Source organism: Shinella sp. R2-11 (assembly GCF_055330205.1).
Genome location: NZ_JBVAPC010000003.1, coordinates 24071 through 39140 on the forward strand (window position 1 = coordinate 24071; position 15070 = coordinate 39140).

The 15070-nt window shown below is 67.3% G+C and carries 17 protein-coding genes; 9 read left to right on the top strand and 8 right to left on the bottom strand.

The window, feature by feature from the left end; all coding sequences use genetic code 11:
* Positions 1-6: 6 nt before the first annotated feature.
* Both ACZ1A1_RS08590 and ACZ1A1_RS08595 read right to left on the bottom strand, forming a co-directional pair.
* Positions 7-1431 (bottom strand): MFS transporter, encoded by a 1425-nt coding sequence (locus tag ACZ1A1_RS08590; protein ID WP_463619564.1) that lies wholly within the window; start codon positions 1429-1431, stop codon positions 7-9.
* A gap of 106 nt (positions 1432-1537) precedes the next feature.
* Positions 1538-1996 carry a carboxymuconolactone decarboxylase family protein gene (locus tag ACZ1A1_RS08595; RefSeq protein ID WP_463619565.1) on the bottom strand — a complete coding sequence of 153 codons (459 nt, stop codon included), beginning with the start codon at positions 1994-1996 and terminating at the stop codon, positions 1538-1540.
* A 108-nt stretch (positions 1997-2104) separates the two neighbouring features.
* Here ACZ1A1_RS08595 and ACZ1A1_RS08600 point away from each other — a divergent pair, with 108 nt between their 5' ends.
* Complete coding sequence (locus tag ACZ1A1_RS08600; RefSeq protein WP_463619566.1) at positions 2105-2965, top strand: sigma-70 family RNA polymerase sigma factor; 861 nt, start codon at positions 2105-2107, stop codon at positions 2963-2965.
* Positions 2966-2980: 15 nt separating this feature from the next.
* On the opposite strand, the gene ACZ1A1_RS08605 is transcribed toward ACZ1A1_RS08600, so the two are convergent.
* Together ACZ1A1_RS08605 and ACZ1A1_RS08610 are read right to left on the bottom strand one after the other, a co-directional pair.
* On the bottom strand, positions 2981-3406 hold the full coding sequence (locus ACZ1A1_RS08605; RefSeq protein WP_463619567.1) for a GFA family protein: 426 nt from the start codon (positions 3404-3406) through the stop codon (positions 2981-2983).
* Between the two features lie 64 nt (positions 3407-3470).
* Positions 3471-4208 (bottom strand): DUF3750 domain-containing protein, encoded by a 738-nt coding sequence (locus tag ACZ1A1_RS08610; RefSeq protein ID WP_463619568.1) that lies wholly within the window; start codon positions 4206-4208, stop codon positions 3471-3473.
* 81 nt (positions 4209-4289) lie between these two features.
* Between ACZ1A1_RS08610 and ACZ1A1_RS08615 the strand changes: the two genes are divergently transcribed.
* Together ACZ1A1_RS08615 and ACZ1A1_RS08620 are read left to right on the top strand one after the other, a co-directional pair.
* Complete coding sequence (locus tag ACZ1A1_RS08615) at positions 4290-5297, top strand: asparaginase (RefSeq protein ID WP_463619569.1); 1008 nt, start codon at positions 4290-4292, stop codon at positions 5295-5297.
* 112 nt (positions 5298-5409) lie between these two features.
* Entirely contained in the window at positions 5410-5805 is a 396-nt protein-coding gene (locus ACZ1A1_RS08620) for a VOC family protein (protein WP_463619570.1), read from the top strand.
* Between the two features lie 12 nt (positions 5806-5817).
* Here ACZ1A1_RS08620 and ACZ1A1_RS08625 read toward each other — a convergent pair whose 3' ends face one another.
* Positions 5818-6162, bottom strand: a complete 345-nt coding sequence (locus ACZ1A1_RS08625) for an MmcQ/YjbR family DNA-binding protein (RefSeq protein ID WP_463619571.1) — start codon at positions 6160-6162, stop codon at positions 5818-5820.
* A 54-nt stretch (positions 6163-6216) separates the two neighbouring features.
* Positions 6217-6414, bottom strand: coding sequence for a hypothetical protein (locus ACZ1A1_RS08630; protein ID WP_463619572.1), 198 nt, complete (start codon positions 6412-6414; stop codon positions 6217-6219).
* 103 nt (positions 6415-6517) lie between these two features.
* Between ACZ1A1_RS08630 and ACZ1A1_RS08635 the strand changes: the two genes are divergently transcribed.
* Positions 6518-7459: a LysR substrate-binding domain-containing protein gene (locus ACZ1A1_RS08635; RefSeq protein ID WP_463619573.1), complete on the top strand. Its 942-nt coding sequence runs from the start codon at positions 6518-6520 to the stop codon at positions 7457-7459.
* Here ACZ1A1_RS08635 and ACZ1A1_RS08640 read toward each other — a convergent pair.
* Positions 7419-8078, bottom strand: a complete 660-nt coding sequence (locus ACZ1A1_RS08640; RefSeq protein ID WP_313194170.1) for a glutathione S-transferase family protein — start codon at positions 8076-8078, stop codon at positions 7419-7421. The two genes, ACZ1A1_RS08635 and ACZ1A1_RS08640, sit on opposite strands and share 41 nt — an antisense overlap.
* A gap of 216 nt (positions 8079-8294) precedes the next feature.
* Here ACZ1A1_RS08640 and ACZ1A1_RS08645 point away from each other — a divergent pair, with 216 nt between their 5' ends.
* Positions 8295-8666: a hypothetical protein gene (locus tag ACZ1A1_RS08645; protein WP_463619574.1), complete on the top strand. Its 372-nt coding sequence runs from the start codon at positions 8295-8297 to the stop codon at positions 8664-8666.
* A gap of 109 nt (positions 8667-8775) precedes the next feature.
* Positions 8776-9276, top strand: a complete 501-nt coding sequence (locus tag ACZ1A1_RS08650; RefSeq protein ID WP_463619575.1) for a copper chaperone PCu(A)C — start codon at positions 8776-8778, stop codon at positions 9274-9276.
* A 94-nt stretch (positions 9277-9370) separates the two neighbouring features.
* On the opposite strand, the gene ACZ1A1_RS08655 is transcribed toward ACZ1A1_RS08650, so the two are convergent.
* Complete coding sequence (locus ACZ1A1_RS08655) at positions 9371-10735, bottom strand: TIGR03808 family TAT-translocated repetitive protein (protein WP_463619576.1); 1365 nt, start codon at positions 10733-10735, stop codon at positions 9371-9373.
* Between the two features lie 233 nt (positions 10736-10968).
* On the opposite strand from ACZ1A1_RS08655, the gene ACZ1A1_RS08660 reads away from it, so the two are divergent.
* The 3 genes from ACZ1A1_RS08660 to ACZ1A1_RS08670 all read left to right on the top strand — a co-directional run bounded on the left by ACZ1A1_RS08660 (position 10969) and on the right by ACZ1A1_RS08670 (position 14902).
* Entirely contained in the window at positions 10969-13269 is a 2301-nt protein-coding gene (locus tag ACZ1A1_RS08660; RefSeq protein WP_463619577.1) for a putative bifunctional diguanylate cyclase/phosphodiesterase, read from the top strand.
* Between the two features lie 63 nt (positions 13270-13332).
* Positions 13333-13779 (top strand): MarR family winged helix-turn-helix transcriptional regulator, encoded by a 447-nt coding sequence (locus ACZ1A1_RS08665; protein WP_463619578.1) that lies wholly within the window; start codon positions 13333-13335, stop codon positions 13777-13779.
* 112 nt (positions 13780-13891) lie between these two features.
* Complete coding sequence (locus tag ACZ1A1_RS08670; protein WP_463620094.1) at positions 13892-14902, top strand: ligase-associated DNA damage response exonuclease; 1011 nt, start codon at positions 13892-13894, stop codon at positions 14900-14902.
* The last annotated feature ends 168 nt before the right edge of the window (positions 14903-15070 follow it).

Genomic DNA, 15070 nt, shown 5'->3' on the forward strand with positions numbered 1-15070 from the left:
GCCGGGTCAGCCGTCCTCATTCGGCAGGCGGAGGGCGAAGAGGATCGCGATGGCCGCGGGCAGCGCCAGCAGTCCGTAGAGCCAGTGCGCCGCCGTCAGCGCGCCCGCAACGCCGCCCGGATGAAGCAGCCCGGTCGAATTGACGATGATGCCGGCAAGGGCCGCGCCGAAGGCGGCGCCCAGCGCCTGCATGGTGGTGATCGCCGCCGAGGCCTTGTCCGTCTCGCCGGCCGGCGCAAGATGCAGGACGTGGGTCACGAGATGCGCCCAGCCCATGCCGATGCCGAAGCCCATGAGGAAGATGAAGAGGGTGGCGGTCGCCAGCACCAAGAACTCGCTTTCGGGATTGTGCCGGGCGAGCGCGAAGATCAGCATGGCCGTCGCCAACGCCTCCACCGCCGCGCCCGCGACGATGACCCGGTTGGCGCTCCGGCCCTTGAGCCGCGCCGTGGTGAAGGCCGCCGTCGTCCAGCCGAGCGCCAGCAGCGCCACGAGATAGCCCGAGACGATGGGTGTGACGCCGTGCAGCACCTGCAGGAAATAGGGGATGTAGACATCCGAGCAGATCGTCACCAGCAGCATCAGCATGATGAGGTAGACGCGGGCGAGCGGCGAGGCGAGGTGGATCGTGCCGGCGGGCAGCAGACGCGCCTCCGCCCGACGCTCGATGGCGACGGTGGCGACGACGCCGGCAACCGCGGCGATGGCGAGGAGGGCGCGCAGCGCTTCGCTCGTCACCGAGCTTGCGAGCGAAAGCACGAGCACGGCCGCCACCAGCAGGAGGATCTGTGCGAAAGGCGTCCTTGTCGTCACCCGCTCGCCTTCGCCGGACGGCAGCAGCTTCGGCGCGGCGAGCGCCATCACGATCGACAGCGGCACGAGCAGCGCGAAGGCCTCGCGCCAGGCGCTGCCGGCGGCAAAGATGCCGCCGATGGTGGGGCCGAGGAAGGTCGCGATGCCCCAGACGGCGGCATAGAGCGTCGAGGCGCTGCTCCACAGCGGCTCGGGATAGACGAAGCGGATGAAGGCATAGCCGAGCGCGACGAGGAAGCCCGCGCCGAGCCCCTGGACGGCGCGGCCGACGAGCACCGTCTCCATGGTCGGCGCGATGGCGCAGACGAGGCTGCCGATGCCGAACAGCACCGCTCCGGCGACATAGCAGCGGTTCAGCGTCACGCTTTCCGGCCGGACGGCGACGAAGGTGGAGCCGAGCACCGAGGCCGCGACATAGATCGTCGTCGCCCAGGCGAAGAGCGAAAGGCCGCCGATGTCGCGCACGATGGAAGGCATCAGCGTCGCGGTGATATAGGTCTCCACCGCATGCAGCATGATGCCGCCGCCGAGCATCAATGTCCCGAACAGGCTGGCGCGGCGGAAGAGGCTGGAAAGCCGTGGCGCGGCTTCCTTCGGGGTGACGACGCTATCGGACATGGAATGCGGCCTTGCGATGCAAAAAGAGGTTGAGGCAGAGGTCGCACGGCCCAAACCGCAGTTCAAGCCGTGACTTTTCACTGAAACGGGGTGGCGAAGGACGTTCTTACGGGTTCCATTCGCCCGCGACCTGCCGCGTCGCGACATTGAAGCGGTTCCACACATTGATCGCGGCGATCTCCACGACGAGGGCGGCCAGCGCCTTCTCGTCAAAGTGGCGGGCGGCCTCGTTCCAGATCGCGTCCGGCACCGGCTCCTCGCGGTCGGCAATGCGCGTCAGCGCCTCGGTCAGCGCCAGCGCGGCGCGCTCCGCATCCGTATAGAACGGCGCCTCGCGCCAGGCGGCGACGGAGAAGATGCGCCGGTCCGTCTCGCCGGCCTTCTTCATCATACGCGGATGCAGATCGACGCAGAAGCCGCAGCCGTTGATCTGGCTGGCCCGCAGGTGGACGAGATGGGCGGTCTTTTCCGGCAGGCCGGATTTCTGCGCGGCACCCTGCAGCGCCTGCATGGCGGTCATGGCATCGGGGAGGACGGCGACGATGTTGGTCATACGGGATTGCATTTCGTTGCTCCTTGCAATGATTTTCGTGTCGACGGCTGGAAGCTCTGTCACACCGGTGCGGCTTCGTTCGTCATGGCCATGACGCCGCTGGACGAAGGAGTGTGACCGATGAGCGAGAAAAATTTCTGGGCCGAGCGTTTCGAGGCCGAACGGGGGCGTCTCGGCGCCGTCGCCTACCGCATGCTGGGCTCGCGCGCGGAAGCCGAGGACGCGGTGCAGGAGGCCTGGCTGCGGCTTCAGCGCGCCGGAGAAGGCATCGACAATCCCGCCGGCTGGCTGACGACGGTCGTCGGCCGCATCTGCCTCGATATGCTGCGCGCCCGCGGCAAGCGCCGCGAAGACCCGTTCGACGGCGAGGGGGAGATGCAGCATGCCGATCCGGCCGCGCGTGCCGACGAGCAGGCCGCCCTTGCCGATAGCGTCGGCCTTGCCCTTCTCGTCGTGCTGGAGCGCCTGACGCCGGCCGAGCGCCTCGCCTTCGTGCTGCACGACATGTTCGACGTGCCCTTCGAGGAGATCGGCCGTATCGTGGATCGCTCCCCCGTCGCGGCGCGCCAGCTCGCCAGCCGTGCCCGCCGGCGCGTGCAGGGCCTGCCGGAAACGCCATCGGCCGATTACGAGCGCCGCAAGGGCGTGGTCGCCGCCTTCCTCGCCGCCTCGCGCGACGGCGACTTCTCGGGCCTGCTCGCCGTGCTCGATCCCGAGGTCGTCTTCCATGCGGATGCCGATGCGGTGCGGCTCGGCTCGCTCGCCGAGATCAACGGCGCCCATGCCGTCGCCACCAGCTTCAAGGGCAAGGCGACCGCCGCGAAGCTCGCGCGCATCGACGGCGCCCTCGGCCTCGCCGTCATCCTCGGTGGCCAGCTCCGGGTGGTCGTGCTCATGGAGCTGGAGGGCGAGCGGATCGTCGAGATCGAATCGATCGCCGATCCGGCGCGGATCGCCGCCATGGACGTGGTGTATCTTTGATGCCGTGAGGCGGCGTCAGGCCGTCGGCTCGAACCGGAGGATTCCGGCGACCCGGGGACCGGCGCCGGAATCCGAGGGATGGGAGACGCCGTCCATCACTTCCACCGCCGCGAAGTCGAAGGGGCTGACGCCTTCGATGCACGCGACGTTGATGCCGAACTGGTTCGGGTTGGACCGGCGCTGGTGATGGGTATAGATGCCGCAGGTCTTGCAGAAATAGTGTTTCGCCGTGCCCGTGTTGAACTGGTAGAGCGTCAGGTTGTCCTCGCCTTGCTCGAATTCGATATCTGCGAGCGCCGCGGAGACGGCGACGGCGCCGCGCATGCGGCAGTAGGAACAGGAGCAGCGACGGATCGTGTCGAACGCGTCCGTCAGCCGCACGCGGAACCTGACGGTGCCGCAGTGACACGCCGCCGCGTGCCTTTTTCTCTCGTCGCTCATGCTCGCCTTCCGCTCCTGCCTCAGCCGTGTTGCGGCCTACAATCGGTTGACGGCACCGGCATGTCTATATCCCGATCCGCCCGATTGCCGGTATCTTGATCGCCGGCCGTGCCAGATCGACGCCGGCGACGAGGCCCATGATGTGCAGCTCCAGTCCCGAGCGCACGCCTGCCGAGACGCCGAGGAGGCCGTAGAGCGTTGCGTGCATGTCCCTGCCGTCGGCATCGACGGCAAAGAGCCTGCCCTCCGGCAGGTAGTCGCGGCCCACGGCATCCGGCGGCAGGACGACGCCGAGTTCGGGCACCGAGCGCAGCACATGGGCGACGAAGGTGTTGGAATTCGGCCCCGGCCAGATGCGGTAGGCGCCGGGCCTGGAATAGGGGTAGGCGGCAATCGCCTCCTCGATCTTCGGGATCAGCCGCGCCGCTTCCTCGCCGCTGACGCTGACCACCACGCGCGGCGTGTTGGAGTACCAGTAGGCGTCCGGCACATAGGCGTTCCTGCGCACCGGCGTTCCCCAGCCGACCTTGTCGTAGCGATTGTAGGTCGAAGCGTTGGCCTCCTTGGTGACGATCCAGGCGTGGCTCGCCACCGCACCCTTCATGCCGCCCGTCGCGGCGGAGAAGATGTGGATCGTCGCCTGCGGCGTCTCCCCGGCCTTCGGCAGGATGCCGGCGGAGGTCCAGTTTGCGTCGCGCCAGCTGGCCGGCCGGTCCTTGATGTACCAGTAGCCCGCCGAGGCGAGCGCCGGCATGAGGTAGATCGCGAGAAAGAGGACGAGGACATTCCTCAGCAATTTCATGGGGCGCTCCGAAACCGAGTGGGCAGGGTCGTGAATTTCGGATAATACCGCAGCCGAAATCGGAAAATTGAGGGCATGATCATGGCAAACCCCGTTCTTGTCGAAGTCACGCGCGGCAATCTCGTCGAAAGTCGTCATCGCGGCATGGTCGTCGTGCTGGACGGCGATGGCAAGGTGGTGTTTTCGCAGGGCGATATCGATGCGGGCGTCTTCCCGCGCTCGGCCTGCAAGGCCATGCAGGCGCTGCCGCTCATCGAGAGCGGCGCGGCCGACGCCCATGCCTTCGGCGACCGGGAACTTGCTCTCGCCTGTTCCTCGCACAGCGGCGAGCCGGCGCATGTGCGCCTTGCCGGCATCATGCTCGCCGCCTCGGGCGTCGACGAGAGCGTGCTCGAATGCGGCTCGCACTGGTCCTTCGAGCAGCCGGTCCTCATCAACCAGGCGCGCCTTCTCGACCATCCGACGGCGCTGCACAACAATTGCTCGGGCAAGCATGCCGGCTTCGTCTGCGCCGCCTGCCACACCGGTAAGGACCTCGAGGGCTATGTCCGCTACGAGCATCCCGTGCAGGCCGAGATCCGCGGCGTCATGGAGAACCTGACGGGCGCGGCGCTCGCGGTGGACAATTGCGGCACCGACGGCTGCTCGATCCCGACCTATGCCGTGCCGCTGAGGAGCCTTGCCCACGGCTTTGCGAAGATGGCGACCGGCGTCGGCCTCGACCCGGTGCGCGCGAAGGCCTCGCGCCGCCTGATCGATGCCTGCATGGCCGAGCCCTTCTACGTCGCCGGCACCCGCCGCGCCTGCACCCGCCTGATGGAGGCCGCGCCCGGGCGTATCTTCGCCAAGACCGGCGCCGAGGGCGTCTTCTGCGCCGCGATCCCGGAAAAGGGCATCGCCATCGCCCTCAAATGCGAGGACGGCACGACCCGCGCCGCCGAGAGCATGGTCGCCGCCACGCTCGCCCGTTTCTTCACCAAAGAGCCGGCCATCCATGCGACGCTGATGGCCATGGCCAACCGCTCCATGTCCAACTGGAACGGCATCCATGTCGGAGACATCCGCGTGACGGACGCCTTCGCCGCCTGAGGCGAGCCGCCGAAAAAAAACGCGGCCGCCCTGTCGGGAATGCGTGTGGCGTGACGTCCTTGTGGCATGACGGGCCTTGCCCGCATGACGAAACACAACAAGGAGGACTTCCATGCGCATGATCTTCGTCAACCTGCCGGTCAAGGACCTGCCGGCCACCCGCCGCTTCTTCGGTGCGCTGGGCTTCACCTTCAACGAGCAGTTCAGCGATGACACGGCGGCCTGCATGGTGGTGGACGAGAACGTCTTCGTCATGCACCTGACGGAGGAGAAGTTCGCGCAGTTCGTGACCGGCAAGGTCGGCGATCCGGAGCAGCAGACCCAGGTGCTCACCTGCTTTTCCGCCGTCAGCCGTCAGGAAGTCGATGACTTCAAGGCCAGGGCGCTTGCCGCCGGCGGGCGCGAATGGAAGCCGAATATCGAATTCGGCCCGATGTACGGTTGCTCCTTCCAGGACATCAACGGCAATGTCTGGGAGTTCATGCACATGGACCAGTCGGGCGGCTGATCGGCGGCGCCTTCAGTCGCGCATCTTGCGCAGCTTCGCCGGGGCCTTGAAATGCCAGGCCTCGGCAAGCCGGCGGCGCAGGTCCTCATCGTCGATCGCCGCGGCGCGAATGAGAAGGGCCGGCCAGCCTCTATAGTGATCGGTTTCGTAATAGGTGCCGGGCGCCATCTCGATCAGGCGCTCCTTCTCGTCCATCGGCGCCATCAGCACCAGCGTTCCGGCGTCCTTGACGCGCACGAAGAGCTTGCCGCCCGCCTTGAGCGCGGGCGTGCCGTAGGATGTGCCGGCCTCGACGCCCGGCAGGTCTTCGCAGAGCCGTCGAAGGCGGGCGAGCAGCAGATCCTTTTCATCCGGCATGAAAAATCCTCCCCGGCCAGCATAGACCGGGGAGGGCGGATGTTCGAGGGAGGATCAGGCGGCGCTGCCGCGGCGGCAGGGGCCGGCCTCGGCCGGCATGCGGAACAGGCCGAACGGCAGGTCGCCGAGCCGGCGCGAATCCATGGCCTCGATCTCGGGATGGGCGAGCGGATCGCGCACCCAGACCGGTGCCTCCGTCGCGTCGATCTTCGCCAGAAGGGCGCCGGTGAGCCTGGAGAAAATCTTGATCATTGCCTTCTCCTTGCGGTTCGTTACGATTGAGTATGATTGATAATCGCGCTTTCGTGCTGCTTCCGCAATCGAATAGTTCGAGAGATAGCTATAGGAAATCTATATGAAGAACCTCAACCGCGTGCATCTCAACGGCCTGCGGGCGCTGGAGGCGGTCGGCCGGCTCGGCTCGCTGCAGGCGGCGGCGGAAGAGCTGGGCGTCACCGTCGGGGCGGTCAGCCAGCAGGTCATCAAGGCCGAGGAGCAGCTTGGCCGCACGATCTTCGAGCGCACCGCCCGGGGCATGCGCGAGACGGATTTCGGCGGGCCTTTCCTCGCGCGGCTTTCGGCCGGCTTCCGCCAGCTCTCCGAGGCCGTCGCCACCACGCGGCGGCGCGACGACGATATCCTGACGATCTCGGTGGCGCCGATCTTCGCCTCGCGCTGGCTCATCCACCGCATCGACCGTTTCAGCGCCGTCCATCCGGATATCGGCCTGCGCATCGAGGCGACGACGAATCTCGTCGACCTGGCGCGTTCGGATGTCGATCTCGGCATCCGCGTCGGGCCGGGCAACTGGCCGGACGTGACGGCGGAGTTCCTGATGCCGCAGGTGATGTTCCCGGTCTGCGCGCCGGCGCTGGCGGAGAGCCTGCGCACGCCGCAGGACCTTGCCGAGCAGCCGGCCGTCATCGACGGGCACGACCCTTTCACCTGGGAGCGATGGCTGGAGGCGGCGGGGCTCGACGTGCCGCCGCCGCGGGCGCGGCACGTCTTTTCCGATGCCTCGCTCTGCCTCGATGCGGCCCTCTCGGGGCAGGGGGTGCTGCTCGCCTATCCGGTGCTCGCCTCCTGGGCGCTGAAGGAGGGGCGGCTCGTCGCGCCGTTCCCGATCCGGGTGGAAACCGGCATGGGCTATTACTTCGTCGCTGCCCCGGGCGTGCCGGAACCGCGCAAGGTCTCGGCCTTCAAGCGCTGGCTGCGCGCGGCGATGGCGGAGGATGCGGACGGCTTTGCCGGCGCGGTCATTCCGGCTCGGCGAGCCGCGCCGCCATCATCGCCTTGAAGGCGGGGCGCGCCTGGCAGGCCGCGAGCCACGCCTTGACATGCGGCGCCTCCTCGAAGAGCTGCGGCTGGCTCATCGCATAGCGGAACACCTCGGCAAGGTTGAGGTCGGCGACGGTGAAGCGGCCGCCGACGACATGGCCGCTGGCGGCAAGATGCTGGTCGAGCCGCCGGAAGCTCTTCTTCAGCGCCTTGACGGCGCCGCGGATCGCAAGGCGGCCCTGCTCGCTCTCGGCTGCCCTGGCATCCATCGTCAGCACGATCTTCACCGCATGGGGCTCGACCTCGGTCGCCGCCCACATCGTCCATTGCAGCATCTCCGCCTCTTCCGTCAGCGTCTGGCCGGAAAGCGGGCCGCCGTGCTTGCGGGCGAGGTAGAGGTTGATCGCCAGCGATTCCGTCATCACGAAGCCGCCGTCGTCGATGCAGGGAATGAGGCCGGTCGGGTTCACCGAAAGGAAATCCGGCGACTGCGTGTTGAGCGGCGCATCCGTCGCCGTGGGGTCGTCGACGCGGCGGGCCTGGATCACCGGCACGGAGGCGAAGGAAAGGCCGAGCTCGCCGGCCATCCAGTAATTGCGCGAGGCGCGGGAGCGGTAGACGCCATAGATCGTCAGCATGAAATCCTCCTGGGCGGCCGTCCGGCCTTGCTGGAACGAGACGGGCCATGCCGCCACCTTAGGCGGCGGCCGGGCCGAAAGGTAGGGCGCGCGCCTGATCGATCCATGAATTGTGGTGATGGCGGGGGCTTCTTGCCGCATTGACCTTCCGGGGGCAGGGGACTAATGGCGAACTGTCCGCATTGGCGGGGATGGGGGTGCACGATGGCACGAGGCATGACAGGCCGGGCTCTTTGCCTGCGCATTCTCTGCGCGGTCGCCCTGCTGTTCGTCGGCTTCGCCCACCAGCCGGTCTTTGCCGCGGGGCCGAACGTCTTCGAGCTTTCCCGCTACGTCCTGCCCGATGGTACGATCGGCGATATCTGTCTCGACGACCATGTCGAGGGCAAGGTCAGGCATCATCTGTCGGCCAAGTGCGAGGCCTGCCGCATCGGCGGCAGCCTCCTGATGCCTGTGCCGTCCGATGTCGTCGGCGCCGTGCTCGCCTTCCGCCGCGTCGCGCCCCTTCCGCTCGGGGAGGAAGCGCTTCATCCCCGCCGTGAGCGCCCCGGCGCCCCGCCCCGCGCCCCGCCCTTCCTGTCCGCCTGATCGATCGCCCGCGCGACGGCTTGCCGCCTTGCGCTGGAAACCCGGACCGGCGGAACCTCATGTGTCCGCCGCGCCTCCTCCCGATACAGACGTCACAAAGGACATGTCCATGAAACGCATTCTCGCAACCCTTGCCGCGCTCGCGCTTTCCGCTTCCGCCGTCTTCGCCCATGAATTCATGGTCGGAAACCTGCTGGTCGATCATCCGGCCTCCCGGGCGACCCTTCCCGGCCAGCCCGTCGGCGGCGGCTTCCTGACCATCACCAACAAGGGCACTGAAGGCGACCGCCTCGTTTCCATCACCGCGCCGGACGTTTCCGACGACGTGCAGCTCCATGAAATGGCCATGGAGAACGACGTGATGAAGATGCGCCATCTGCCCGACGGCATCGAGATCCCCGCCGGCGCCACCGTCGAGCTGAAGGCCGGCGGCCTCCATGTCATGTTCATGAAGATCAAGCATCCCTTCAAGGAGGGCGAGACCTTCAAGGCGACGCTGAACTTCGAAAAGGCCGGCAAGCTCGACGTGGACTTCAAGATCGAAGCCGCAAAGCCCGCCGCCAAGCAGGGCGAGGACGCTTCAGGCGGCCATGAAGGCCACGGCGGCTGAAAAGCGGATGAGGGAGCATGCGGAAGGATGCCCCCTCATCCACCATGGCGCCTCCCCGTTCGGGCAAGAAGGAGGGGCGCATCGCGGGACGGGCTCAGCCCGTGCGGTTCCGTTCGATTGTCAGATGCGCTTGCGGTGACCCGTCCTTTGCAAGGTCGCCGGTGACGCGCTCGTTCCAGCGGAAGCCGGCGATGGCCGCCTCCGGCGTTTCCTCGAAGACATTGCCGGAGATCAGCGCCGAGCCGGCCTGCTCCACCACCGTCACGCCGCAGCCGACGGGGCTCTTGCGCACGAGATTGCCGCTGACGACGAGGCCGCGCATATAAGGCCCCCAGCCGAGCATCAGCCCCCATTTCGCCGCGTTCTCGATGGTGTTTCCCGAGACGGCGGTGTCGGCCTCCACGGCGATGCCGAAACCGAAGCCCGCGCCATCGTGCACATAGGGCCCTTCGAGCCTGAGGTTGCGCACCACGTTGCCGGTGATGCTGGCAAGCCGACCGCCCTCGTTGAAGTTGACGACGGCGATGCCGTTGGCCGCGCCGTCGACGAGATTGCCGGTGACGACGGCGCCTTCGAAGCCGAATTCCGAATAGATGGCCGTCTCGCCGCTGTCGAGGCAGGTATTGCTGCCGATCTGCACGTTGGAGCCGGCATTGGAGCGGATCGCCGAGAAGGCGCAGCCGGAGATGTGGTTGCCCGAGATCATCACGTTGTCGGCACGGAAGACGTTGATGCCGTTGCCGTACTGGCCGGTGCCGCCGCGCGTCGCGGAAATGCGCGCGATCCGGTTGCCGGAAACGATGGTGCCGTCGCGGCCCTTCTGCCAGCGATGGATCAGGATGCCGCCATTGCCGCAGTCGAAGACCTGATTGCCCGTGACGGAAAGGTCATGGCTCTCCACGGCATGGAGCGCATGGTCGGCGGCGCCCGAAAGGCGGTTGCGCTCGATGCGCCCGCCCGAGCGCTCTAGGTAGACCGCCGTCTTCGACGATCCCCTGATCTCGCAGTTCTCGATGGTGACGGTCGCCGCGTTGCTCAGATGCACGAGGCCCTGCACCGTGTCGTCCAGCCAGCGGTTCGCCCCGTCGAGGACGAGGTTGGCAAGCTCGATCCGCCCGACGCCGTCGGCGGCGAAGAGGTGGCCGTCGCCGCCATAGACGATGCGGGTTGCGCCCGGCACACCGGTGATCCGCGTATTGTCCGGCAGCGTGATGTTCGAGATCACATAGTCGCCGGGCGGCAGGAAGACCGGCGTGTTCTTCGCGGCGGCCTCGCGCAGAAGCCTGGCGAAGGCCTTGCTCTTGCGGTCGCCGGCGCCGGGGCGGATGCCGTGCGCCGCCGCGTCGATGCTGCCGCGCAGGTCGACACCGATCACCGGCAGCCGCTGCGCCTGGCCCGCGGCCGTCGTGGCGACGCCCGCCGCGCCCAGTCCTGAAAGAAATAACCGTCTGGTAACCATGAAAGCTCCTTGCAGCCGAAGGAGCAGGAACCGTGCCAGCCGGATCCGTGCCGGAACGGCACGCTTTTCGATCTGCCCGCTTGGGTTGTTTTTGTCCCGCAGGAATGCCGGATCGTTCGCATTTCGCCGGTTTCCTTTAGGGTTGGATAACGACTTCAGGTGTAGTTTCGGGCGTTCCGGAAAGAGGGTGCGACCCGCTGTTTCGTTTCTTGCGTTGGGGAATTGCAGCATCCATGCCGATGAAACTGTCCCACCTTGGCAATGAGGGCGCCGACGAGACGGCGCGCCTGATGTCCGCGAGCCAGCGCCTCATCGAGGAGGCGGCGCGTCTCTTCCCGCTGGCGGCGGCGCAGAACGACCGGACCCTCTGGCTCGAAGCCATGATCGACGAGGTCCCGGACTATCTCTATTTCAAGGACCGCAACAGCCGCTTCGTCGTCGCCAACCGGGCGATCGTCAGCGACAATCTCCGCGAGGGAATAGACAGCCTGGAGGGCCTGTCGGATTTCGACATCCATCCCGAGCATGTCGCCCGCGGCTTCTTCAACACCGAGCAGGAGATCATCCGCACCGGCAAGGCCATGCTCGACATGGAGGAGCTGATCCGCGATTCCTCCGGCACGCTCAAATGGCTGCTCACCTCCAAGCTGCCGGTGCGCAATGCCGGCGGCGACGTGATCGGCATCGTCGGCATCGCCCGCGACATCACCGAGCGCAAGCGCTCGGAAAGCCTGCATCTCGGCCAGGCGCATCTCTTGAAGATGATCGCGCTCGGGGCGCCGCTGGCCGAGGTGTTCTCCTCGCTGATCCTGCTCATCGAAGCTCATGTGCCGGACGTCACCGGCTCGATCCTCATGCTGGCGCCCGACGGCAGGCACATCGTCAACGGCGCCGCGCCCAACCTCGACCCGGCCTTCTGCCGGCTGATCGAGGGCGCGGAGATCGGCCCGGCCATGGGCTCCTGCGGCACGGCCATGTGGCGGGGCGAGCCCGTCATCGTCAGCGATATCGCGACCGATCCGCTCTGGGCGGATTTTAAGGCACTGGTCCTGCCCTACGGCTTCCGCGCCTGCTGGTCCTCGCCCATCCGCTCCTACCAGGGCAAGGTGCTGGGCAGCTTCGCGCTCTATTCCCGCACGCCCGGCGAGCCTTCCGCCGAATGCACCAAGCTCGTCGGCATGGCGACGCACATCGCCGGCATCGCCATCGAGCGCAAGGAGGCGGAAGACAGCATCCAGTTCATGGCGCATCACGACACGCTGACGGGCCTGCCGAACCGCAGCATGCTCGACGAGCGCGTCGCCTCCGCCATCGAGGCGGCGGACGAGTGCGGCGGCACCATGACGCTCGCCTTCCTCGACCTCGACAATTTCAAGCTGGTCAACGACAGCCTGGGCCATCATGCTGGCGACGAGCTCTTGAAGATCGTCGCCACGCGCATGATGAATTGCGTGCGGGCGAGCGACAGCATCGTGCGCCTCGGCGGCGACGAGTTCGTGGTGCTGATCAGCGGCGCCATGCGCCGGGGCGAGACGGTGGAGGACCGCCTGCACGCCGTCCGCAGGGCGGTGGCCGAGCCGGTGGAGATCGAGGGCCGCTCCTTCCAGGTCACCTGCAGCATGGGCGTTGCCGCCTATCCCGAGCACGGCCGCAACGCCACCGAGCTCCTGGCCCGGGCGGATGCCGCCATGTACCGTGCCAAGGAGATCGGCCGCGACGCCATGCAGGTCTTCACGGCCGAGCTCGCCAACCGCGCCCACGAGAAGCTGGTGCGGCAGGAGGAGCTGCGCCGCGCGCTCGCCCGCTCCGAGCTCTTCCTGCAATACCAGCCGCAGATGGACCTTTCCACCGGCCGCATCTTCGCCGTGGAGGCGCTGATCCGCTGGCGTCATCCCGAGCGCGGCCTCGTCGCGCCCGGCGATTTCATTCCGCTTGCGGAGGAGACCGGCCTTATCGGCCCCATCGGCGACTGGACGCTGCGCGAGGCCTGCCGGCAGAACAAGGCATGGCAGATCTCCGGCCTGCCGCCCATCGTCGTCAGCGTCAACGTCTCGGCCCGCCAGTTCCAGGAAAAGGACTGGGTGGAGCGCGTTGCCGCCGCCCTTTCGGAAAGCGGGCTGGAGGCGCGCTATCTCGAGCTGGAGCTGACCGAGAGCATGATCATGGACGACGTGCAGCAGGCGGTGGAGACGATGCACCGGCTGGAGCGGCTCGGCGTGCATCTCGCCATCGACGATTTCGGCACGGGCTATTCAAGCCTTGCCTCGCTGAAGCGCTTTCCCGTCGGCCGGCTGAAGATCGACCGGTCCTTCGTGCGGGACCTGCCGGACGACGGCGACGATGCCGCCATCGCCCGCGCCGTCATTTCGCTCGCCCATTCGCTGCAGCTTCGCGTCATCGCCGAAGGGGTGGAGACGCGCGAGCAGATCGATTTCCTGCGCGAGGCCGGCTGCGACGAAATCCAGGGCTTCTATCTCAGCCATCCGATCGATGCGCGCGCCCTGCAGGCGATCCTCTGCATTCCGAACCTCTGATATTCGTGCGTTGGCAATCCTGTGAGTCTTGACTTTGTTACGTTGATATCAACAGTAGAAGACATGACCGACGATCCCATGATTCCCTACGAGACCACGCTTTTCGTCCGCGACCATTGCCTGTGCCTGCATGCCCAGCGCGCGGCGCGGGCGCTTGCCCGCCGCTTCGACGATGCGCTACGCCCGCTCGGCCTCACCAACGGCCAGTTCTCCCTGCTGATGGCGCTGAACCGCCCCGAGCCGCCGCCCATGGGCCCGGTCGCCGCCGTGCTCGCCATGGACCGCACCACGCTGACGGCCGCCCTCAAGCCCCTGGAGCGCCGCGGCCTCGTCACCGTCGAGGCCGACCCCCGAGACCGACGCGGCCGCCTGCTGCGCCTTACGCCTGACGGCCGCCGCCTGCTCACCCGGGCCTTCCCCATCTGGAAGGAAACGCATGAGAAGGTCGACGCCCAGCTTTCCGCCATCGATATGAAGGCGCTACGGGCGGGCATGCTGGCGATTGCATAGCGGGCTTGCCGTGTGGTGCGGATCCTCGGGCTCGACCCGAAGATCCATCCGCGCGGTACGGCTCTTGGGTCTCCCACTGGCAGACGGCGCGAAAACGCCTATCTTTCCCGTCATGAAGCCCGACCAGCTCCTCCGTCCGGCGCCCGCCGGCCTCTATTGCCCCGCAGGCGATTTCTACATCGATCCGATCCGCCCCGTCGGACGGGCACTGATCACCCACGGCCATTCCGACCACGCCCGCGCCGGCCACGGCGCGGTGCTGGCAACGCGGGAAACGCTGGACATCATGGCGATCCGCTACGGTGAGGATTTCTGCGGCTCCATGCAGGCGGCCGCCTTCGGCGAGCGCATCGACCTTGCCGGTGTCACCGTCTCCTTTCATCCGGCGGGCCATGTGCTGGGCTCGGCGCAGATCGCCGTCGAGAAGGATGGAATGCGGATCGTCGCCTCGGGCGACTACAAGCGTGGCGCCGACCCGACCTGCACGCCCTACGAGCCGGTGCCCTGCGATATCTTCATCACCGAGGCGACCTTCGGCCTGCCGGTCTTCCACCACCCCGAGCCGAAGGCCGAGATGGGCAAGCTCCTGACCTCACTCAGGCAGTTTCCCGAGCGCAGCCACCTTCTCGGCGCCTATTCGCTGGGCAAGGCGCAGCGCGTCATCCGCCTCCTGCGCGATTGCGGCTACGATGCGCCGGTCTATATCCACGGCTCGCTCGCCCATCTGTGCGACTACTATGTCAGCTGCGGCATCGATCTCGGCGACCTGCGTCCCGCGACGATCGAGAAAAGCAGCCCCGCCGATTTCCGCGGCGCCGTCATCGTCGGCCCGCCCTCGGCCTTCGCCGACCGCTGGGCGCGGCGCTTCAACGAACCGCTCGTCGCCTTCGCCTCCGGCTGGATGATGGTGCGCCAGCGCGCCAAGCAGGGCGGTGTCGAGCTGCCGCTCGTCATCTCCGACCATTGCGACTGGCCGGAGCTTACCGAGACGATCCGCGAACTCGCGCCGCAGGAGGTCTGGGTGACGCATGGCCGCGAGGAGGCGCTGGTTCGCTGGTGCGAGCTCGCCGGCGTTCCTGCGCGCCCGCTGCATCTGGTGGGCTATGAGGACGAGGGGGATTGATGGTGTTTGGCATTCGGCGTCAACCTTGCGGCACACCCCCCTCTGCCCTGCCGGGCATCTCCCCCACAAGGGGGGAGATCGGTTGGGGGCAAGGCGCTGCCACATCTCAATCTCCCCCCTTGTGGGGGAGATGCCCGGCAGGGCAGAGGGGGGTATACCCGCGCCGGC